The sequence below is a fragment of the Caulobacter segnis genome (genome assembly GCF_019931575.1).
Classification (GTDB): Bacteria; Pseudomonadota; Alphaproteobacteria; order Caulobacterales; family Caulobacteraceae; genus Caulobacter; species Caulobacter segnis_C.
This window is the reverse complement of record NZ_CP082923.1, coordinates 1913620-1934527: the sequence shown is the minus strand read 5'-3', so window position 1 is coordinate 1934527 and position 20908 is coordinate 1913620. Positions and strand designations below refer to the sequence as shown.

The 20908-nt window shown below is 70.4% G+C and carries 14 protein-coding genes and 1 pseudogene; 9 read left to right on the top strand and 6 right to left on the bottom strand.

Translation table 11 applies throughout. The features are described 5' to 3' along the window. Nucleotides 1–7: 7 nt before the first annotated feature. Entirely contained in the window at nucleotides 8–910 is a 903-nt protein-coding gene (locus K8940_RS09030) for a LysR family transcriptional regulator (protein WP_223394862.1), read from the top strand. 4 nt (nucleotides 911–914) lie between these two features. Here the strand turns inward: K8940_RS09030 and K8940_RS09025 are convergent. Together K8940_RS09025 and K8940_RS09020 are read right to left on the bottom strand one after the other, a co-directional pair. After that, nucleotides 915–2231: pseudogene (locus tag K8940_RS09025) on the bottom strand (aminotransferase class V-fold PLP-dependent enzyme); the annotation flags it as partial. Between the two features lie 108 nt (nucleotides 2232–2339). Beyond that, nucleotides 2340–3665, bottom strand: a complete 1326-nt coding sequence (locus K8940_RS09020; protein ID WP_223394860.1) for an aspartate aminotransferase family protein — start codon at nucleotides 3663–3665, stop codon at nucleotides 2340–2342. A gap of 247 nt (nucleotides 3666–3912) precedes the next feature. Between K8940_RS09020 and K8940_RS09015 the strand changes: the two genes are divergently transcribed. From K8940_RS09015 to K8940_RS08990, 6 genes are read left to right on the top strand one after another with little or no spacing between them, the layout of a single operon-like run. Continuing rightward, complete coding sequence (locus K8940_RS09015) at nucleotides 3913–6144, top strand: TonB-dependent receptor (RefSeq protein WP_223394858.1); 2232 nt, start codon at nucleotides 3913–3915, stop codon at nucleotides 6142–6144. A gap of 37 nt (nucleotides 6145–6181) precedes the next feature. Then, nucleotides 6182–7147, top strand: a complete 966-nt coding sequence (locus tag K8940_RS09010; RefSeq protein ID WP_223394855.1) for an alpha/beta fold hydrolase — start codon at nucleotides 6182–6184, stop codon at nucleotides 7145–7147. A gap of 36 nt (nucleotides 7148–7183) precedes the next feature. Continuing rightward, nucleotides 7184–8557, top strand: coding sequence for a tetratricopeptide repeat protein (locus K8940_RS09005; RefSeq protein WP_223394853.1), 1374 nt, complete (start codon nucleotides 7184–7186; stop codon nucleotides 8555–8557). A 2-nt stretch (nucleotides 8558–8559) separates the two neighbouring features. Continuing rightward, the gene (locus K8940_RS09000) at nucleotides 8560–11103 is read left to right on the top strand and encodes an ABC transporter substrate-binding protein (protein WP_223394835.1); all 2544 of its coding nucleotides are present in this window, start codon (nucleotides 8560–8562) and stop codon (nucleotides 11101–11103) included. After that, nucleotides 11100–11924, top strand: a complete 825-nt coding sequence (locus K8940_RS08995) for an ABC transporter permease (protein ID WP_223394833.1) — start codon at nucleotides 11100–11102, stop codon at nucleotides 11922–11924. Before K8940_RS09000 ends, K8940_RS08995 begins: the two co-directional genes overlap by 4 nt. 1 nt (nucleotide 11925) lies before the next feature. Then, complete coding sequence (locus K8940_RS08990; protein ID WP_223394831.1) at nucleotides 11926–13515, top strand: ABC transporter ATP-binding protein; 1590 nt, start codon at nucleotides 11926–11928, stop codon at nucleotides 13513–13515. Here the strand turns inward: K8940_RS08990 and K8940_RS08985 are convergent. Continuing rightward, nucleotides 13512–14501 carry a P1 family peptidase gene (locus K8940_RS08985; protein ID WP_223394829.1) on the bottom strand — a complete coding sequence of 330 codons (990 nt, stop codon included), beginning with the start codon at nucleotides 14499–14501 and terminating at the stop codon, nucleotides 13512–13514. The genes K8940_RS08990 and K8940_RS08985 overlap by 4 nt on opposite strands. A 67-nt stretch (nucleotides 14502–14568) precedes the next feature. Between K8940_RS08985 and K8940_RS08980 the strand changes: the two genes are divergently transcribed. Continuing rightward, a complete protein-coding gene (locus tag K8940_RS08980) occupies nucleotides 14569–15969 on the top strand; it encodes an amidase (RefSeq protein WP_223394827.1) in 1401 nt (466 codons plus the stop codon). Here K8940_RS08980 and K8940_RS08975 read toward each other — a convergent pair. Genes K8940_RS08975 through K8940_RS08965 form a run of 3 tightly spaced genes read right to left on the bottom strand, consistent with a single transcriptional unit; the run spans nucleotide 15966 to nucleotide 20159 of the window. Then, nucleotides 15966–17522, bottom strand: a complete 1557-nt coding sequence (locus K8940_RS08975; protein WP_223394825.1) for a DHA2 family efflux MFS transporter permease subunit — start codon at nucleotides 17520–17522, stop codon at nucleotides 15966–15968. The two genes, K8940_RS08980 and K8940_RS08975, sit on opposite strands and share 4 nt — an antisense overlap. A 25-nt stretch (nucleotides 17523–17547) precedes the next feature. Beyond that, nucleotides 17548–18687 (bottom strand): HlyD family efflux transporter periplasmic adaptor subunit, encoded by a 1140-nt coding sequence (locus tag K8940_RS08970; RefSeq protein WP_223394823.1) that lies wholly within the window; start codon nucleotides 18685–18687, stop codon nucleotides 17548–17550. A gap of 41 nt (nucleotides 18688–18728) precedes the next feature. Continuing rightward, a complete protein-coding gene (locus K8940_RS08965; protein WP_223394821.1) occupies nucleotides 18729–20159 on the bottom strand; it encodes an efflux transporter outer membrane subunit in 1431 nt (476 codons plus the stop codon). A gap of 109 nt (nucleotides 20160–20268) precedes the next feature. On the opposite strand from K8940_RS08965, the gene K8940_RS08960 reads away from it, so the two are divergent. After that, entirely contained in the window at nucleotides 20269–20907 is a 639-nt protein-coding gene (locus K8940_RS08960; RefSeq protein WP_223394819.1) for a TetR/AcrR family transcriptional regulator, read from the top strand. The last annotated feature ends 1 nt before the right edge of the window (nucleotide 20908 follow it).

The following is a 20908-nucleotide window of genomic DNA, read 5'->3' as shown; positions in this document are numbered from 1 at the left end:
CGCGACCATGCCTGCAAATTTACACACGCCGAACTGGAACGACCTGCGCATCCTGCTGTATGTCGCCCGCGCCGGCGGTCTGATGGCGGCCAGCCGGCGGCTGGGCCTGGACCAGACGACGGTCGCCCGGCGCGTCACCGCCCTGGAGACCGACCTGGGCGTCAAGCTGATCGACCGCTCGCCGCGCGGGGTCAGCCTGACCAGCCAAGGCCTGACCCTGCTGGAGCACGCCGAACGCATCGAGGCCGAGCTGATGAGCGCCAGCGAGCGGCTGGGCGCGGTCGGCCAGACCCTGTCGGGCACCGTCCGCCTGTCGACCCCGGAGGCCTTCGGCGCCCATCTGGTCGCGCCGGCCGCCCACCAGTTCCACCAGCGCTTCCCCGGCCTGCAGCTGGAGCTGGTTCCGGAATCGCGCAGCGTCAACCTGATGCGCCGCGAGGCCGACATCGCCATCAGCCTCAGCCGCCCCACCCAGGGCCGCATCGTCACCCGCAAGCTGGCCGACTACAGCCTGGGCCTCTACGCCGCGCGCGACTACCTGGCCCGGACGCCGCCCCTGGAGGATCTGGCGCAGCTGCTGGAGCGTCCGCTGGTCTGGTACATCGACGAGATGCTGGACGTGCCCGAGCTGCGCTACCTGGACCAGGTGGCCGCCGGGGCGACGACGGTGTTCCGCTCCAACTCGATCGCCGCCCAGCAGGCCGCCGTCGCCTCGGGCCTGGGGTTTGGCGTGCTGCATCGGTTCTCGGCCGAGCCCGATCCGCGCCTGCAGCGCGTGCTGCCCGAGCAGCTGGACCTGAAGCGCAGCTATTGGGTCTCGGCCCACGCGGACCTGGCGCCCCTGCCCCGCGTCCGGGCCGTGCTGGACTTCCTGGCCGATCTCGTCGCCCAGCACGCCGCGTCGCTTTAAGCCCCTAGCCGAACATCGCGTGCTCGGCCCGCAGCGCCGCCGCCAGGGCGTCGACGTCGGCCTCGGTGCTGTAGAGCCCCGGCGTCACCCGGATCACCGGCCCCTTGGCGATGCCCGTCCGCCAGACGGTGTGGATGCGATGGGCCTCGAACAGGCGTCGCTGCACGCGCTGGGCGTCCGCGTCCGTGACCATGCCCTTCAGGCGAAAGCTGGTGATCACACAGGAGCGGGCCGGATCATCGGGCACGCAGATCTCGACATTGGGCAGGTCGCGGACGGCGCCCACCCAGCGGTTGCGCAAGGCCCGCAGGCGCGCCTCCTTCGCCGCCGCGCCGACGGCGAAATGAAAGTCCACCGCCGTCGGGATGGTCATCACGGCCGGAAAGTCGACCGTCCCGGCCGGGACCCGCGTGTTGATGTTGTCGGCGGGCAGGTTGTGGTTCTCGAAGGCGATGTCGATGTCGGCGATCCGGCTCTTGCGGATATACATAGCCCCCGTGCCCAGCGGCGCGGACGTCCACTTATGGACCGACCAGCCGACGAAGTCCGCGCCCAGATCTTCCAGCTGGAAATCCAGGCACGCGATGCCATGGGCGGCGTCGACGATGGTGTCCACGCCTCGCGCCCGGGCCATGGCCACGATCTCGCGCACCGGCGTGACCAGGCCCGTGCGGTTGGAGACCTGGGTGACCAGCAGCAGCTGGGCGTCCGGATTGCGCGCCAGCGCGTCCTCGTAGGCGGCGAGGATGTTGGCGGTCGTCGCCGGCTCGGGCATGGCGAAACTGACCACCCGCGCGCCGCGATGGCTGCCCAGCCACCGCATCGCGCCGATCATCGCGTCGTAGTCGAGGTCGCAGTGGATGACGGCGTCGCCAGGTTTCAGGTTCCTGTAGTTGGTGATCAGCATCTGCAGGGCGTCGGAGCCGCTGCGGGTGACGGCGATCTCCTCGGGCAGGCAGCCGACCTGGCGCGCGATCGCGGCCTGGGCCTCGCGCGCCGCGGCGGTCCAGCCCGCGCCGTCCGGCAGCACGTTGCGCGCCCAGATCGCGTTGGCGCTGTTCACATGGAGGCAGTTGCGCGCATAGGCCTGCGCGACCACGCGCGGCATCATGCTCCAGTAGCCGGCCTCCAGATTGTGGATCCCCGGCGCGACGTCAAACTGGGCCGGCAGGTCGGAGGCGCGGATGGAGTTCGGCGCCAGACGGGGCGCGCTCGTCGCGGAAGCGGCCGTGGCGCTGGCTCCCGTCAAGGCGACGCCGCCGCAGGTCGCGGCGGCTTGGAGCAGATGACGGCGGCTCGGCTTGAGGCCCATGTCGATGCGATCCCGGAGTTACAATGTAACACCATCGAGATCGCGCCGAGTTGGCCCTGGCAAGTCCAAATCGCCGGCGGACGGCCTTGCGACCGCCGGCGATCACGCCATGGGCAGCTAGGCCAGGCCCGCCAGCACCTTGGCCAGCTTGTCCGCCAGTTCGCCGATATCGTCTTCCGTGGCGATCAGCGGCGGTGACAGGGCGATGATGTCGCCGGTGACCCGGATCAGGAGACCGCTCTCGAACGCCGCGACCAGAGCATCGTAGCCGCGCGCGCCTGGGGCTCCATCGCGCGGCGCCAGTTCGACGCCGGCCATCAGGCCGATGGTGCGGATGTCGACCACGTGCGGCGCGGCGCGCAGGCCATGGATCGCTTCGGCCCAGGCCGCCTCCAGCGCGCCGACGCGGGTCAGCAGGCCCTCGTCGCGATAGACGCCCAGCGTCGCCAGTCCCGCCGCGCAGGCCACCGGATGGCCCGAATAGGTGTAGCCGTGGAAGAGCTCGATCGCCGGTTCGGGCCCGGTCATCAGGGCGTCGTGGATCGACCGCCTGGCGAACACCGCGCCCATGGGCACGACGCCGTTGGTGATCCCCTTGGCGACCGTCACCAGGTCTGGAACGACGCCGAGAAGGTCGGTGGCGAACGGCGCGCCCAGACGACCGAGGCCGGTGATCACCTCGTCGAAGATCAGCAGGATCCCATGGCGGTCGCAGATCGCCCGCAGGCGCTCGAGATATCCCTTGGGCGGCGGCAGCACGCCGGCCGAGCCAGCCACCGGCTCGACGATCACCGCCGCGATGGTCTCGGCGCCGTGCAGAGCGACCAGACGCTCCAGGTCGTCGGCCAGTTCGGCCCCGTGCTCGGCCAGGCCGCGCGTGAAGGCGTTGCGGGCCGGATCGTGGGTGTGGCGCAGGTGGTCGACGCCGTTCAGGGTCGGAAACACCCGCCGGTTGTTGACCAGCCCGCCGACCGAGATCCCGCCAAAGCCCACGCCGTGATAGCCGCGCTCGCGGCCGATGAACCGGGTCCGCGGCCCCTGCCCGATCGCCCGCTGGTAGGCCACGGCGATCTTCAGCGCGCTGTCGACGGCCTCGGACCCGGAGTTGGCGAAGAAGATCCTATCTAGGCCCGCGTCGGGCCCGCCCGGCGCGATCCTCGCCAGGGCCTCGGCGAACTGGAAGGCGACCGGGTGGCCCATCTGGAACGACGGCGCGTAGTCCAGGTCCAGCAGCTGGCGCGACACCGCCTCGGCGATCTCGCGCCGGCCATGGCCGGCGTTCACGCACCACAGCCCGGCCGTCCCGTCGAGAATCCGGCGACCGTCGACGCCGACATAGTGCATGCCCTGAGCGCTGGCCAGAAGGCGCGGATTGGCCTTGAACTGGCGGTTGGCCGTGAAGGGCATCCAGTACGGATCGAGGTTCAGGTTGGTGTCGGGCATGGCAATTCCTACTCAATGAGTGGAGAAATCTACCTTGGCCGCCCGCCGCGCAATCCCCTCGCATTCCGGATAAAACTGCGCCGACAATCAGAATTTATCCGTCCCAACTGAACGCCGATTAGAGAAGCTTCGCCTCGCCGGAGGAAATCTCGGTTTCAATTCCCACTCGATAAATAGGAATTCTCGCACGAACGAAAACCGGCGCTTCTCGCGATATGTCATGCGCGCCGACAAACGGGGATCTGCAGTGATCAAGCGTCTTCTTATCGGAACCGCCGTCGGCGCCATCGGCGCGTCCTTCGCGGGCGTCGCCTTCGCCGAAGCCACCCCCGAAGCGCCGGGGGACACCGCGGTGGAGCAGGTGATCGTCACCGCCCAGCGCCGCGAGCAATCGGCCCAGGACGTCGGCGTGGCCCTGTCGGTGATCTCGGGCGACCAGCTGGCCGCGCGCGGCGTCGCCACAGTCAACCAGCTGCAGTACGCCACGCCCAGCCTGGAGATCACCCCGCAGTTCGGCAGCGGCCAGCCCAGCTTCCGCCTGCGCGGCGTCGGCTTCGACGACTACGCCTCGAACAATTCCTCGACCGTCGGCGTCAGCGTCGACGAGGTCGCCTATCCGATCCAGGCCCAGACCCAGGGGCTGCTGTTCGACATCGCCCGCGTGGAAGTGCTGCGCGGCCCGCAGGGCACGCTCTACGGCCGCAACACCACCGGCGGCGCGATCAACTTCATCACCAATCGCCCGACCAACACCCTGTCGGCCGGCGTCACCGCCGAGTACGACAGCAACGAGGAGTTCAAGGCCGAGGGCTTCGTCTCCGGCCCGATCAGCGACACGCTGAGCGGTCGCCTGGCCTTCGTCACCGACCAGGGCGGCGCCTGGCAGAAGAACCGCACGACCGGCGAGAAGCTGGGCGACAAGGACACCACCTCGGTGCGCGGCCAGCTGGCCTGGACCCCGACCGACAAGACCGACTTCCTGCTCAGCGTCCACGCCGGCTACGACAAGTCCGAGCCAACCGGGCTCCATCTGTTCAATCCGCTGGGCTACAACGCCAGCCTGCCGACCATCGCCGCCGACGGCAGCCGCAAGAACACCGGCTGGGGCGGTTCGGCCGCCTTCGCCAGCCTGACCGGCATCGCCACCAACGCCAAGCCGTTCCACGACACCAAGAACAGCGGCGTCTCGCTGCGCGCCCACACCGAGACGGACAGCGTCGACCTGGTGTCGATCACCTCGTACGAAAAGCTGCATCGCAAGGAATACAACGACTGGGACGCCTCGGCCTACGCCTACGCCGGCACCTATTTCGACACCGACGCCAAGGTGTTCTCGCAGGAGCTGCGCGCCTCGTCCAAGACCGAGGGCCCACTGCAATGGCTGGTCGGCGGCTACTATTCGCGTGAGACGATCGACGAGGCCTTCTACTCCGACTTCTACCAGTCGCTGCTGTTCGACACCCGCACGACCTACAACCAGAAGGTTCGCTCGGCCTCGCTGTTCGGCCAGCTGGAATACGCGATCAGCGACAAGGTCAAGCTGATCGGCGGCCTGCGCGGCGAGAACGAGAAGCGCAACCAGTACGACTTCGTCACCGCCGGCGCCTTCGCCCCCGGCGCGCCGGCGACCAACTTCAGCCCGACGGCCGACAAGTCGCTGCACAACAAGAGCATCACCGGCAAGCTGGCCGTCGAGTACAAGCCCGTCGACAGCGTGCTGCTGTACGCCAGCGTCAGCAAGGGCACGAAGTCGGGCGGCTTCACCTCGTACAATGTCGGCGACTCCTCGGCCGTCGACGGCTTCAAGCCCGAGACCCTGTGGGCTTACGAGACGGGCTTCAAGTCCAGCTTCGCCGACAACACCGTCCAGCTGAACGGCTCGGTGTTCTATTACGACTACAAGAACCAGCAGGTTCAGTCGGCGATCTACGACATCAACAACGGCCCGATCGGGGCCATCGTCAACGCCCAGAAATCGCACATCTACGGCGGCGAGCTGGAGCTGACCTGGCGTCCGGTTCCCGCCCTGCGGATCGGCCAGTCGCTGGGCTACAAGACCGGCAAGTTCGACAAGTACACCAACGATCTCGACATCCCGGCCAGCGTCGCGGCCGGCCACGCCGTCTATATCTCCCGCACCGGAGCCAAGGTCGGCTTCCCGCCGCTCAGCTACGGCGGCGACGTCTCCTACACCTGGGCCGTGGGCGACTATGAGGTCGAGGCGCAGGGCAACTACGCCTTCCACGACAAGACCAAGCCCCTGCTGCTGGGCTCGCGCTATGACGTCGACAGCTACTGGCTGGCCAACGCCAGCGTGACGGTGTCGCCGGCCAAGGGTCCGTGGGCCCTGACCGCCTTCGCCAGGAACGTCTTCAACACCAAGTACGACCTGACGCGGAACTTCTTCCTGCCGCTGATCGACATCGCCGCGCCGGGCCAGCCGGCGACCTATGGCGTCCGCGCCCAGTATCGCTTCTAAAAGTATCGCTTCTAGCTCCGCTTAAGGGAGACCGCTCATGTTGAAGACCCTGTTGCTGATCGTGGGCGGCCTCCTAGGCGTCGTGGTGCTAGCCGGCCTCGTCGGCTGGCTGCTGCTGCGCGGCCCCGACATCCCCTACGAAAGGCTCGAGGCCAAGTACGCCACCAAGGCGTCGCACTATGCCGACCTGCCCGGCGGCGTGCGCCTGCACTACAAGGACGAAGGCAAGGCCGATGGGCCGCTGCTGCTGCTCGTCCACGGCTTCGGCGACTCCCACTTCTCGTGGGAGGGCTGGGTCGCGCGGCTGGGCGGCCGCTACCGGATCATCACCGTTGATCTGCCCGGTCACGGCCTGACCCGCGCCCCAGCGGGCTATGTCGCTTCCGCCGACGGGTTCGCCGACCTGATCGACGCTCTGGCGGCCAAGGAGAACCTTCCCAAGTTCGCCATCGCCGGCAACTCGATGGGCGGCGGCGTCGCCTGGCAGGTGGCTGTGCGCCATCCCGAGCGCGTCGACGCCCTGATCCTGGCCGACGCCGCCGGCTGGCCGGCCACGACGCTGAAGAAGCCGCCCCTGGCCTTCAAGCTGCTGAAGTACTCGTGGGGCCGCGCGTTCCTGCGCTCGATCGACAACAAGCCGCTGATCCGCTCGGGCCTGCGGGGCGAGGTCGGCGAGCCGGCCGTGATCACCGACGCCTTCATCGACCGCTGGGCCGAGCTGCAGCGTGCTCCTGGCCACCGCGCCATCCTGATGTCGATCCAGCCCGGCAAGCACAGCCAGGCGACCAAGGAAGCGCTCTCGACCATCAAGGCCCCGACCCTGGTGCTGTGGGGCGAGATCGACCCGCTGATCGAGGTCGCCGGCGCCCACAAATTCGCCGAGGCCATCCCGGGCGCGAAGCTGATCATCTATCCGAAGATCGGCCACCTGCCCCAGGTCGAGATCCCCGAGCGCACGGCCGACGACGTGGCCGCTTTCCTGGCCGCCGCCGGCATCCAATAGCTGGCGCGGCCGCGCGGCCCCACTAGAGTAACCGTCATGCGTACCGACTACCTCGGCAATCCGGTGAGCCCGACGTTCGACGCCGCCCTGGCGGCGGTCGACGGGTTCGTCGACGGCTTTCTCAGCTATGAGACCCGGGCGGCCGAGGTCATCGGCGCCGCCGAGGCCCATCCGGACAGCGTCCTGTTGAACGCCTATGCCGCCACGCTGTGGCTGCTGCTGGAAGCGCCCGACGCGGCCGAGCGCGCCGCGCCCTACCTGGCCCGCGCCCAGGCCCTGGCGAGCGGCGCCCATCCGCGCGAGCGGGCCTTCGTCGATTTCGTCGCCACCTGGTCGGCCGACGACATTCCCGGCGCGCTGTCGATCGCCGAAGCCATCCAGAGGGCCTGGCCGCGCGATCTCCTGGCGCTGAAGCTTGCGCACTATCACCACTTCAACCGCGGCGACTTCCCGGCCATGCTGCGCGCCGCCGTCGCCGCCCTGCCCGCCGCCGAGGACGTCGCCCACCTGCACGGCATGCTGGCCTTCGCCTACGAGCAGTGCCACCTGCTGGACGCGGCCGAGGCCGCCGCCCGCAAGGCCATAGACCTCAAGCGCAAGGAGCCCTGGGCCCAGCACGCCCTGGCCCACGTCATGCTGACCCAAGGGCGCATCGACGAAGGCGCGGCCTTCCTGGAGAGCGTGCGCGACACCTGGACGGGCCTCAACTCGTTCATGGACACGCACCTATGGTGGCACCTGGCCTTGTTCTATCTGAGCCAGGGCAAGGCCGACGCGGCGCTGGCCCTCTATGACGACCACGTCTGGGCCCAGGAGAAGGACTACTCCCAGGACCAGGTCGGGGCCGTCTCACTGCTGGCCCGGCTGGAGATGGCCGGCGTCGACGTCGGCGACCGCTGGAACGACGTGGCCGATCGCCTGGCCGTACGCGCCGACGACGTGGTCCAGCCGTTCCTGACCCTGCAGTACCTCTACGGCTTGGCCCGCGCCGGCCGGGCGGAGGCGAACAGCCTGCTGGCCGCCGTACGCCGCGCGGCGCTGGAAGCTCCCGACTTCGTCCGCGAGACCTGGCGCGAGGTCGCCCTGCCCGCCGCCGAGGGCTTGGTCGCCCACACGCGCGGCGACTACCCGGCGGCCCTGCGCGGCCTGCGCGCGGCCCTGCCGCGCCTGGCCGAGATCGGCGGCAGCCACGCCCAGCGCGACCTCTTCGAGCAGCTGATCCTGGACGCCCTGATCCGCGCCGACCGCCTGTCCGAAGCCCAGCAGGCGCTGGAGCTGCGGCGCGGCTTCGATCCCGACGGCGTGCCGCTGAACCGGACCCTGGCCGACATCTATGACCGCCTCGCCCTGCCCGGCGAGGCCGCCAAGGCGCGGGCCCGCGTCGAGCGGCGACTGGCGGCCATCGCGTGAACTTGCGCAGGCTCCTCGGCGGTCTGGCGGCCGCCTGCGTGCTGGCTCTCGCGCCGACGACGCACGCGGCGTCCAAAGACACCCTGACCGTCGCCCTGCAACTGGAGCCGCCCAATCTGGATCCGACCTCGGGCGCGGCGGTGGCCACCGACGAGGTCGTCTATGCCACGGTGTTCGAGGGCCTGGTGCGCCTGGACGCGCAAGGCGCCGTCAAGCCGCTGCTAGCCACGTGGTGGGAGGTCTCGCCCGACGGCCTGACCTACACCTTCCACCTGCGCGACGGGGTGAAGTTCCAGGACGGCACGCCCTTCGACGCGGCCATCGCCAAGTTCAGCCTGGACCGCGCCCTCGCGCCGGCCTCGACCAATGTCCAGAAACAGGCGCTGAGCGTCATCCGCCAGGTCGAGGTCGTCGACCCGCGCACCGTGCGCCTGCATCTGGCCAGCCCCGACAGCGACCTGCTCTACACCCTGGCCTGGGGCGACAGCGTGATGGTGTCGCCCAAGTCGGCGGGAAGCCTGGCCACCGCCCCGGTCGGCACCGGTCCGTTCAAGTTCGCCGGCTGGCGGCGCGGCGACACGGTCAGTCTGGTCCGCAACGACGGCTATTGGGGCCAACCCGCCAAGCTGAAGTCGGTGCGCTTCAAGTTCATCGCCGACCCGGCGGCGGCCTTCGCCGCGATCAAGACCCACGAGGTCGACGCCTTTCCCGACTATCCGGCCCCGGAGAACCTGGCCCAGTTGCGCGCCGATCCGGCCCTGAAGGTGGTCACCGCCTCCAGCGAAGGCGAAGTCATCCTGGCGATGAACGAGCGCACCGGCCCGCTGGCCGACGTGCGGGTGCGCCGCGCCCTCCAGCACGCCCTGGACCGGCGGGCGATCATCGACGGGGCGATGTACGGCTACGGGATCCCGATCGGCAGCCACTTCCCGCCGCAGAACGCCGCCTATGTCGACCTGACCGGCCTCTATCCGCACGACATCGCCAAGGCCAAGGCGCTGCTCGCCGATGCCGGCTATCCGAACGGCCTCGACCTGACCCTGAAGCTGCCGCCGCCCAACTACGCCCGCCGCAGCGGCGAGATCGTCGCCGCCCAGTTGGCCCAGGCCGGCGTGCGTGTGAAGATCGAGAACCTGGAATGGGCCCAATGGCTGGATCAGGTCTACGGTCGCCACGCCTTCGACCTCAGCATCGTCAGCCATGCCGAGCCGATGGACTACGCCATCTACGACAAGGCCGACTATTATTTCGGCTACCACAGCGACGCCTTCCACGGGCTGATGCAGGCTCTGAAGGGCGCGACCGACGAGGGCCAGCGCGCGGCGATCCTGGGCCAGATCCAGCGCCGCATCGCCGACGACGCGGTCAACGGCTTCCTGTTCCAGTTCCCACGTTTGGGCGTGTTCGACGCGCGGCTGAAGGACTTCTGGGTCAATTCCTCGACCCAGACCATCGACCTGCACGCCGCCTCGTTCGACGGGGACGGCGGGGCGCAAGCCAGCATCGCCGCCAAGACCGGACCGGCCGGTGCGATCCTGGGCGGCGTCCTGGCCCTGGCGGCAGTGGCGGGCCTGGTCCTGCTCGCCGCCCGCTTCGGCGCGGCCTGGCTGGGCGGCCGGGCGGCGGTGATGGTCCTGACCCTGCTGGCGGCCAGCCTCATCGTCTTCGCCATCATCCAGGTCGTGCCCGGCGACCCCGCCGCCTACATGCTGGGCCTGAACGCCAGCCCCGAGGCGGTCGCCAACCTGCGCCAGCAGATGGGCCTGGAAGGGCCGGCGGCGCAGCGCTACCTCGCCTGGCTCCTCGGCATGCTGCACGGCGATCTCGGCGTCAGCTACACCTACCAGACCCCAGTCGCCGCGCTCGTCGGCGAGCGGATCGGCGTCTCCTTGCCGCTGGCCCTGCTGGCCATGGTCCTGTCCGTCGTCATCGGCGCGCCGATCGGCGCCCTGGCCGCCGCCCGACGCGGCAAGGCCGCCGACACCGTGGTCATGGGCTTGACCCAGGTCGGCGTCGCGATCCCCAATTTCTGGTTCGCCGTGCTGCTGGTCATGGTGTTCTCGATCGGCCTGCGCTGGGTCTCGGCCGGCGGCTTCCCCGGCTGGGAGGCGGGCCTGGTCCCGGCCCTGAAGGCCCTGGCCCTGCCGGCCATCGCCCTGGCCGCGCCTCAGGCGGCGATCATCGCCCGCGTCACCCGCTCGGCCCTGATCGACACCCTGGCCGAGGACTGGATGCGCACCGCCCGCGCCAAGGGCCTCACGGCCAGCCAGGCCCTGTGGCGGCACGGCCTGCCCAACGCCCTGATCCCGATCCTGACCATCCTTGGCTTGCAGTTCCCCTTCCTGCTGGCCGGCGGGGTGATCATCGAGAACGTCTTCTTCCTGCCCGGCCTGGGCCGCCTGGTGCTGCAAGCCATCACCCAGCGCGACCTCATCGTGGTGCAGGGCGTGGTCATGCTGCTGGTCTTCGCCGTGGTGGCCACCAATTTCCTGGTCGACGTGGCCTATGTGCTGGTCGATCCCCGCCTGCGGAGGCGCGGGTCATGAGCCGGTCGCGCCTCTCCCCCACGCTGATCGTCGGCGCCGCGATCAGCGCCGCCTTCGTGGCCGCCGCCCTGGTCTCGCTGGTCTGGACGCCCTGGGACGTCACCACCTTCGACATCGACCACCGCCTGCAAGGCCCCACTGCCGCCCACTGGTTGGGCCTCGACCACTTCGGCCGCGACGTCGCCTCGATGATCCTGCTGGGCGCGCGCAACGCCCTGTCGGTCTCGCTGGTGGCCGTGCTGCTGGGGGCCGGTGTCGGTGTGCCGCTGGGCCTGCTGGCCGCCGCCCGCCGGGGCTGGGTCGACGAGCTGGTCATGCGCGGCTCGGACGTCGTCTTCGCCTTCCCGGCCCTGATCCTGGCGATCCTGATCACCGCCGTGCTCGGCCCCGGCGCGATCAACGCGGTGATCGCCATCGGCGTCTTCAACGTGCCGGTCTTCGCCCGCCTGACCCGAGGCTCGGCCCTGTCCCTGTGGACCCGCGACTACGTCCTGGCCGCCCGCGCGGCCGGCAAGGGCGCCACGCGGATCTCGCTCGAGCACATCGCCCCCGGCCTCGCCAGCGTGCTGATCGTCCAGGCGACCCTGCAGTTCTCGCTGGGCGTCATCGCCGAGGCGGGCCTCTCGTATGTCGGCCTCGGCGCCCAGCCGCCCGCGTCCAGCTGGGGCAAGATGCTGGCCGACGCCCAGACCCTGGTCGCCGTCGCCCCGTTGCAGGCGATCTTCCCAGGCCTGGCCATCGTCGTCACCGTCCTGGGCCTGAACCTCTTGGGCGACGGCCTGCGCGACCGGCTGGACCCGCGCCTCCAGGAGGACCGCTGACATGGCCCTGCTGGAGATCCAGGACCTGGAACTGGCCCTCGGCGACAAACCGATCCTCAAGGGCCTGACGGTCTCGCTCGAAGCCGGCCAAGTGCTGGGCGTCGTCGGCGAGTCCGGCTCGGGCAAGTCGATGACGGCGCTCTCGATCCTGGGCCTGCCGCCGCGCGGGGCCAGCATCGAGGGGAGTATCCGCTTCGACGGCCAGGACCTCGTCGGCCGGCCCGATGCGGAGCTTGCCAAGCTGCGTGGCGACCGCATCGGCATGGTCTTCCAGGAGCCGATGACGGCCCTCAACCCCGTCATGACCATCGGCGCCCAGATGGCCGAGGTCGTGCGCCTGCACCGCAAGGCCTCCCGCGCCGAGGCCAACGCCGCCGCTCGCCAGGCGCTGGACCGCGTGGGGCTCGAGGACATCCCCCTGACACGCTATCCGCACGAGCTGTCGGGCGGCCAGCGCCAGCGGGTCGCGATCGCCATCGCCGTCGTGCTGTCCCCGCGCCTGCTGATCGCCGACGAGCCGACCACCGCCCTGGACGTCACCACTCAGGCCCAGATCCTGGATCTCCTCCTGCGCCTGGTGCGCGAGGACGGCGCCGCCCTGATCCTGATCAGCCACGACCTGGCTTTGGTCGCCCAGGCCGCCGACCGCGTGGCGGTGATGAAGGACGGCGAGATCGTCGAGCAGGGCGAGACCGGCGCGCTCTTCAGGGCTCTGCGCCATCCCTACACCCGCGCTCTGGCCGCCGACGCCGAACGCATGCCGGTCCGCGCCCGCAAACCGGACGCCGAGGCCGCCCCGGTGCTGGAGGCCTGCGAGGTCGTCCGCGACTATCCTGGTCCGCGCGGCTTCCTGCGCGCCGGCTCGCCGATCCGTGTGCTGCCGGGTGTCTCCCTGGCCATCCGGCCCGGCGAGATCGTCGGCCTGGTCGGCGAGTCCGGCAGCGGCAAGTCGACCCTGCTGCGGGCCCTCCTGGCGCTGGACCCGATCCAGGGCGGCGAGGTGCGCCTGGCTGGCGCGCCGTTCACGCCCGCCTCGCCCCGCCGCAACCGCCGCGCCATCCAGCTGGTCTTCCAGGACCCGCAAGGCAGCCTGAACCCACGCTGGACGGTCGAGCGGCTGGTGGCCGAACCGCTGCACCTGCTGGACACGAAACTCTCGCCCACCGAACGCCGCGCGAGGGTCGAGGCCGTGCTGGCCAAGGTCGGCCTGCCGCCCGAGGCCGCTGACCGCTATCCGCACCAGTTCAGCGGCGGCCAGCGCCAGCGCATCGCCATCGCCCGCGCCCTGATCGTCGAGCCCGACGTCATCGCCCTGGACGAGGCCGTCTCGGCCCTGGACGTCACGGTCCGCGCCGAAGTGCTGGACCTGCTGGCCAAGCTCTCCGACGAGTTGGGCGTGGCCTATCTGTTCGTGACCCATGACATGGGCGTGGTGCGCGGCCTGACCGACCGGGTGCTGGTCATGAAGCGAGGCGAGATCGTCGAGGCCGGGCCGACCGCCGAGGTCTTCGCGGCGCCCAAGCATCCGTATACGGCGCAGCTGATCGCCGCGACGCCGAACCTGGCGCGGGCGTTGGCCGCTCGCGCCTAGCCGCGCGCCGCGTGGATCCCGCGGGCGATGGCCCGCGCGAGGCAGTCGCCAGCCGCCGAGCCCAGCCGCGCCAGGCGGTGCGCCCGCCCCTCGCCGCCCAGGTCGACCACGCCCGAGGCGGCGGCGAACACCACGTCGCCGTCGAACGGCGTATGGGCCGGGCGGATGGCGCGCGAGAGGCCGTCCTGGGCCATCATCGCCAGCCGCTGGCACTCGCCGGCGCCGAGTTCGGCGTTGGTGGCGACCAGGGCCAGGGTCGTGTTGGCGCCTTCCGTCAGCCGGCCCAGGCCCGCCAGGCGGGAGTCGTCGGGCATCGGTTCGACCGCGCCGGCCGGCCCCGTCGGCACGCGACCGCCGAACTCGCCGTCGATCTCGAACGGCCAGGCCCAGAAGGTCTCGCCGTCGGGCATGAACACCGAGCCGACCGGATTGACCGCGACCAGGGCCGCGACGACCAGGCCATCGCCCAGGTCCAGAGAGGCCGAGCCGAGGCCGCCTTGCACCAGGCCCGCCCGCGCGCCGCGCCCAGCCCCGACCGCGCCGAGGTCGAACGACGTCCCGGCCGCCGCGAACGCCTTCCGGCCCAGGTCGCGATACGGCGGATCCTGCCCCCAGGCCTTGTCGCCGCCATTGGCTAGGTCGTAGAGCACCGCGCCGGCCACGATCGGGGTCCGAGGCGTGTCCGGCCGCACCAGGAAGCCCTCTCCGGCCTGGGACAGCGCGGCGGTCACCCCGTCGGCGGCGGCCAGGCCGAAGACCGAGCCGCCGCTGAAGGTCAGGGCGTGCAGCTTGGCGTAACCGTTCTCGGGCGACAGGGCGGCGGTCTCGCGCACGCCTGGCCCGCCGCCGCGCACGTCGACGGCGGCCGTCCAGCCGCCGGGAAAGCGCACGACGGTCACGCCCGTACGCGTCGCTTCGTCCGTGGCGTTGCCGACGGAAAGGCCGGGCACGTCTGTCAGCAGATTGAGCGGACCGGGTCGAAGCAAGGCGATGTCCTTCCAGGATTCGCGCGCACTCTAGCGAAGCCGGCCGCGAGCGTCCTAGTCTCGATCCATGAGCGAGCTTCCCGACCTGACCGCGACCGAACTCTCCGGACTGTATGCGGCTGGAAGCCTTTCACCGGTCGAGGTCACCCACGCCGTCCTGGCCCGCATTGAGGCCTGGGAGCCCGACCTCGCCGCCCTGTGGGCGCTGGACGCGCAGGCCGCCCTCGACGCGGCGCGGGCTTCCGAAGCCCGCTGGCGGCGCGGCGAGGCGCTGGGGCCGCTAGACGGCGTCCCGGTCACCATCAAGGAGCTGATCGCCACCCGAGGCGTCGCCAAGCCGCTGGGTTCGGCCGCCTCCGAGCTGGTCCCCGAACCCGTCGACGCCCCGCCGGCCGCGCGGCTGCGCGAGGCCGGGGCGGTGATCCTGGCCAAGACCACCAGCCCCGACTTCGGCATGCTGTCGTCGGGCCTGTCCAGCTTCCACAAGTTGTCGCGCAATCCCTGGGACCTTTCCAAGACCCCTGGCGGCTCCAGCGCCGGCGCGGGGACGGCCGCCGCCGCCGGCTACGGCCCGCTGCACCTGGGCACCGACATCGGCGGGTCGATCCGTCTGCCGGCCGGCTGGTGCGGGATCTATGGCCTCAAGCCCAGCAACGGCCGCATCCCGATCGACCCGCCCTATATCGGCCGTTGCGCCGGGCCGATGACCCGCACGGTCGAGGACGCCGCCCTGGCCATGACCGTGCTGTCCGCTCCCGACTGGCGCGACTATATGAGCCTGCCGCCCGCGACGATCGCCTGGGACGATCTCGAGATCGCGCTGAAGGGCCTGCGCATCGGCCTGATGCTGGACGCCGGCGTCGGCTCTCCAGTCGAGCCCGAGGTCGCCGAGGCCGTGACCGAAGCCGCCAGGGCGTTCGAGAGCGCCGGCGCCATCGTCGAACCGTTCGCGCCCTACCTGACCCGCGAGATGCTGGACGGCCTGGATCTCTTCTGGCGCACCCGCTCGCTGAACGACCTGGACGCCCTGCCGCCGGAGCGGGCCGAACGCGCCCTGCCCTACATTCTGGAATGGGCCCGCGCGGCGCGGGGGGCGGACGGGATTTCGGTCTATCGCGGCTTCAACCAGATCCAGCGCATGCGCGAACTGGGCGGCAAGGCCTTCCAGCCGTTCGACTTCGTGATCTCGCCCACGGCTCCAGCGCCGGCCTTCGACGCCCGCCTGCCCTCGCCGACCAACGATCCCGCCCGGCCGTTCGAGCACATCGGCTTCACGGTGGCCTTCAACATGACCGAGCAGCCGGCGGCCTCGATCAATTGCGGCTACACCGCCGAGGGCCTGCCGATCGGCCTGCAGATCGTCGGGCGACGCTTCGACGACCGGGGGGTCCTGGCCCTGTCGCGCGTCTGGGAGCGGCTGCGGCCGGCCCAGCGTCCCTGGCCGACCGCGCCGTTTGTCGGAACCTAGTCCGCCGCGGCGTGGGCGCCGCCGCCGCTGATCGCCTTGCGGGTCAGCCAGATCAGCGGGATCAGGGCCACGCACAGCCAGGCCGAGACGCGGAAGAAGTCCAGCGCCGCCAGCAGATAGGCCTGGTTGATCACCTGCTGGGTGACCGCCCCGACCGACTGCAGATGGCTCAGGCCCGCGCCTTGCAGCTTGCCGATCGCGTCGACCCAGGCCGGATCCGTCGCCCCCATGGTCTCGGCCAGCCGCGTCTGGTGCACGGCCTCGCCGCGATCCCAGATGGTGGTGGCCAGCGAGGCCGCGAAGCTGCCCGCGGTGATCCGCGAGAAGTTCGACAGGCCCGAGGCCTGGGGCGTCTGGTGCGGCGGGATGCCGTTCAGCGAGATGGTCACCATCGAGATGAAGAAGGTGCTCATCGCCACGCCCTGCACCAGCATCGGCATGACCAGGACGGTGAAGCTGGCGTCGGGCGTGTAGCCCGAGCGCATGAAGAACGACAGGCCGAAGGCGGCCAGCGAGATGGTCGCCAGCCAGCGGGCGTCGACCTTGGTCATCAGCCGGGCCGTGAACGGGGTCAGGAACACGGCCACCACGCCGCTCGGCGCGGCCACCAGGCCGGCCCAGGTGGCGATGTAGCCCATGCGGGTCTGCAGCCACAGCGGCAGCAAGAGGTTGTTGCCGAAAAACACCGCGTATCCCAGGCAGAAAGCGATGGTGCCGATGGCGAAGTTGCTGGACTTGAACAGCGACAGGTCGACGATCGGGTGCTTCTCGTTCAGCTCCCAGATCACCCAGGCGATGAAGAAGATGATCGCCAGGACCAGCTCGACGACAATGGCGGGCGAGGAGAACCAGTCGGCCTCCTTGCCGGTGTCCAGCATGACCTGCAGGGCGCCGACCCAGATCAGCAGCAGCATGAAGCCGGTGCGGTCGATCGGCAGCTTGCGGGTCGGGGTCTCGCGGCTGGCCATGTTGCGCCAGCAGACGACGGCGCACAGGATCCCGACGGGGACGTTGATCAGGAAGATCCACGGCCAAGAGATGTTGTCGGAGATGTAGCCGCCCAGGATCGGTCCGCAGATCGGCGCCACCAGGGTGGTCATCGACCAAATGGCCAGGGCCGTGCCCCGCTTATTGGGCGGGAAGATCATGATCAGCAGGGCCTGCGACCCCGGGATCATCGGCCCCGACACCGCGCCCTGCAGGATCCGGAAGAAGATCAGCGAGCTGAGGTTCCAGGAGACGCCGCACAGGAACGAGGCGATCGTGAACAGGATCACCGAGGCCACGAAGGTCTTCACCACGCCGTAGCGACCCATCAGCCAACCGGTCAGCGGCACCGAGACGCCGTTGGCCACGGCGAAGGCGGTGATCACCCACGTTCCCTGGCTGGAGCTGACGCCCAGATTGCCGGCGATGGTGGGGATCGAGACGTTGGCGATGGTGCTGTCGAGCACCTGCATGAAAGTGCCCAGCGCCAGGGCGATCGAGGTGACGGCCAGGAGGACCCCGGTCATCGGCGGCGGCCCGGCGCCTTGAGATTGTTCGGACGCCATGGGGCGGCTCCTTGGGAACGCTGGTTTACTTCGCCACGTCGATCTTGGCCTTCATCGAAAGGCCCACGCGCAGCGGGTGCTTGGCCAGCTCGGCGGGGTCCAGGGTGATGCGGACGGGCACGCGCTGGACCACCTTGATCCAGTTGCCCGAGGCGTTCTGGGCCGGGATCAGCGAGAAGGCCGAACCGGTGCCGCCGGCCAGGCCCTTGACCTTGCCGTGGAACTTCACGCCGCCGCCATAGAGGTCGGAGGTCAGGATCACCGGCTGGCCGGGGACCACCTTGTCCAGCTGCACTTCCTTGAAGTTGGCGTCGACATAGGCCTCGCTGGTCGGGACCACGGACATCAGCGGCGCGCCGATGGCGACCTGCTGGCCGACCTGCACTGACTTGCGGGCCACCAGACCGTCGGTCGGGGCGCGGACCACGGTGCGGGCCAAGGTCAGGCGAGCGGCGTCGAGCCGGGCCTGGGCGGCCTTCACTTCCGGATTCTCGCCGACCGAGACGCCGGCGATCAGCACGGTGTTGACCTCGCGCGTGCCGATGGCCGCGTCGCGACTGGCCAGGGCCTGGGCGCGGCCGGCCTGGGCGGCGTTGAGCGCGGCCTGGGCGTTGGCCAGGCGGTTCTGGGCGCCGGTCAGCTCGTCGCCCGAGACAGCGCCCTCGCCGACCAGCGCCTGGCGGCGCGAGAGGTCGACGCGGGCGCGCTCGACATCGGCGCGGGCGGCGGTGATCTGGGCGTCGGCGCGGGCGACGTCGGCCTGGCGGGCCTCGAACTGGCCGGCCAGGGCGGTGTCGCTGGCGAAATAGCCCTTCACCTTGCGCTCGGCCTGACCGAGCGCGGCCTCGGCCTGGGCCACGGCGATGCGGGCGTCGGCGTCGTCGATGACGACCAGCGGGTCGCCCTTCTTCACGCCTTGCGTTTCGGAGACGAAGATCTTGGCCACCGGGCCGGGCGACAGGGCCGTCACCTGGGCGGTCTCGGCCCCGACATAGGCGTCGTCGGTCTCGACGAAGTGGCTGTCGAAGACCAGCCACCAGGCGCCGTAGCCGACGACGCCGATGGCGACGGCGCCGCCCAGCAGGGTCAGTTGGCGGCGGCGCTTGCCATTGGCCGCGCCTTGAGCCGCGGCGACTTGGGTGTCAGCGGGTTGTTGATCGGACATGGAGAGAAGTCCTAAGCGAGCGGATGCTGTGAGAATGGGGTTCAGGCGCCAGTGAAGCCGCCGCCGAGGGCGCGGACCAGGGCGATGTCGAGAGCGAAGGCGCGGCTTTCCAGGTCGGCGACGACCCGGCGCTGGGCCAGGACCGACTGCTCGGCCAGCAGCACCGACTGGTAGGTCGAAAGCTGGCCTTCGTAGCGCAGGCGCGCGATGCGGTAGGCGTTCTCGTTGGCCGTCAGCGCGGCGCGCGCATCGGCCAGACGCGAGACCAAGGCCTTTTCGCTGGCGGTGACGTCGGCCACCTCGCGCAGGGCCTGGGTCAAGGCGCCGTCATAGGCGGCCACGGCCGCGTCGCGATCGGCCTCGGCCCCGCGCAGGCCGGCGCGCAGGCGCCCGCCCTCGAAGATCGGCAGGCGCAGGGCCGGCCCGACCTGGCCGATGTCCGAGCCGCTGGAGAACAGCTTGTCCAGATAGAGCGCCTGCACGCCGACGAAGCCGGTCAGGTTGATGTCTGGATAGAAGGCGGCCTTGGCCTGCTTGGTCCGCGCCGTGGCGGCCTCGGCGCGCCACTTGGCGGCGACCACGTCGGGCCGGCGGCCGATCAGGTTGGCGGGCAGACTGTCCGGCAGGCCGAACGGCTTGATCGTCGCGCTGGCCGGACGAGCGATGGCCAGCCCCCGGTCGGGACCGGCGCCCAGCAGGGCGGCCAGGGCGTTGCGGGTCAGGGCGATCTGCTCGTCCAGGGCGGAGAGCTCGGCCTTCGAGGCCGGCGGCCCGGCCGCGGCCTGCTCGCTCTCGGCCTTGGTGTCGAGACCGTTGGCGACCCGCTTGGCGACCAGGTTCGAGGTCTCCTGGCGCAGGCGCACGGCCTGCTCGGCGACATCGCGCTGGGCGTAGAGGCGCGAGAGTTCGGCATAGGTCGAGGCGACGGCGGTCGACAGGGTCAGGCGGGCTTGGGCGGCGTCGGCCTGGGCGGCCTTGGCCTCGGAGGTGGCGGCGGCGACCGCCGCGCGGTTCTTGCCCCAGAAGTCCAGCTCCCAGCTGAAGTCGAGGGCGATGCGGCCGGTGTCGTTGTAGCCGTGCGGCACGAAGGCCGGCGGAATGCCGGCGTTGTAGCTCTGCTTGCTCTCGGCGACCTCGGCCCCGAGACCGACCCGCGGCAGGTCGGCGGCGCGGGCCTGGGCGACCAGCGACTGGGCGCGGCGCAGGCGGGCCTCGGCGGCGGCCAGGGTCGGCGAGCCCTTCAGGGCCTCGTCCTCGAGGGCGTTCAGCTGGGCGTCGCCATAGCCCGTCCACCAGGCGTCGGCGGGCCACTCGGCAGCGGGCGCGGCCAAGGTCTGGGCGGTCTCGTAGGCCTGCGGGGTCTTGGCGACTCGAGCCGCTTGGGCCGGCGGCAGGCTTGCGCACGCGGCGAGCACCAGGGCGCTGGCGGCGGCGAAATAGGGAGCGCTGGGGCGAAGACGAAAGGTCGACATTGGAGAGGCCTTGATGTGACCGTACGGTATAGTCATATGCGTGGCTGCAAGTAGGCCTCACTTGCTGTATAGTCAAGGCGACCGTACCGTACGGTCGGAAAGAAATTTGATGATCGACGCCAAGACCCGTCTGGACCGTGACACCCGCCGCGAGGCCATTCTCGACGTCGCCGCCGAGGTTTTCTTGAACGAAGGTTTCGACGCCGCCTCGATGTCGACCATCGCAGCCAAGGTCGGCGGCTCCAAGAGCACGCTCTACAACTACTTCAAGAGCAAGGAAGAGATCTTCCAGGCCCATGTCGAGCGCTATTGCTCGTGGCAGGGCGCGGAGATGTTCGCCCTGCTGGACGACGAGGGCGACGACGTCCGCGCGGCCCTGACGCGCCTGGGCCGGCGCTACATCACCAACGTCATGTCCGATCGCAACATGCGCCATTTCCGGCTGATCGCGGCGGCCTCCGAGCGCTCGCCGGACATCGGCCGGGCGTTCTACGAGGCCGGACCGCTGCGCGGCGCGCGGCTGCTGGGCGGCTTTCTGGCGCGGATGAAGCTGGAGGGCCGGATCCAGATCGACGACCCGATCGCCGGCGGCCACCTGTTCATAGGCCTGTGCCAGAACCGCATGCTGAAGGCGCGCCTGGTCAACTACATCGGCGCGCCGACGCCGGAGGAAGTCGACGCCGAGGTCGCGATCGCGGTCAGCACCTTCATGGCCGCGTTCGGCCCCAAGGCCGAAGCCGGCGCGTAAG

What these genes read in the sequence shown, in the direction of transcription:
- K8940_RS09020 (WP_223394860.1), bottom strand. Translation starts at nt 3,665, where the DNA reads ATGCCCGACACCAACCTGAACCTCGATCCGTACTGGATGCCCTTCACG.
- K8940_RS09030 (WP_223394862.1), top strand. Translation starts at nt 8, where the DNA reads ATGCCTGCAAATTTACACACGCCGAACTGGAACGACCTGCGCATCCTG.
- K8940_RS08960 (WP_223394819.1), top strand. Translation starts at nt 20,269, where the DNA reads ATGATCGACGCCAAGACCCGTCTGGACCGTGACACCCGCCGCGAGGCC.
- K8940_RS08970 (WP_223394823.1), bottom strand. Translation starts at nt 18,687, where the DNA reads ATGTCCGATCAACAACCCGCTGACACCCAAGTCGCCGCGGCTCAAGGC.
- K8940_RS08990 (WP_223394831.1), top strand. Translation starts at nt 11,926, where the DNA reads ATGGCCCTGCTGGAGATCCAGGACCTGGAACTGGCCCTCGGCGACAAA.
- K8940_RS08995 (WP_223394833.1), top strand. Translation starts at nt 11,100, where the DNA reads ATGAGCCGGTCGCGCCTCTCCCCCACGCTGATCGTCGGCGCCGCGATC.
- K8940_RS09005 (WP_223394853.1), top strand. Translation starts at nt 7,184, where the DNA reads ATGCGTACCGACTACCTCGGCAATCCGGTGAGCCCGACGTTCGACGCC.
- K8940_RS08965 (WP_223394821.1), bottom strand. Translation starts at nt 20,159, where the DNA reads ATGTCGACCTTTCGTCTTCGCCCCAGCGCTCCCTATTTCGCCGCCGCC.
- K8940_RS08975 (WP_223394825.1), bottom strand. Translation starts at nt 17,522, where the DNA reads ATGGCGTCCGAACAATCTCAAGGCGCCGGGCCGCCGCCGATGACCGGG.
- K8940_RS09010 (WP_223394855.1), top strand. Translation starts at nt 6,182, where the DNA reads ATGTTGAAGACCCTGTTGCTGATCGTGGGCGGCCTCCTAGGCGTCGTG.
- K8940_RS08980 (WP_223394827.1), top strand. Translation starts at nt 14,569, where the DNA reads ATGAGCGAGCTTCCCGACCTGACCGCGACCGAACTCTCCGGACTGTAT.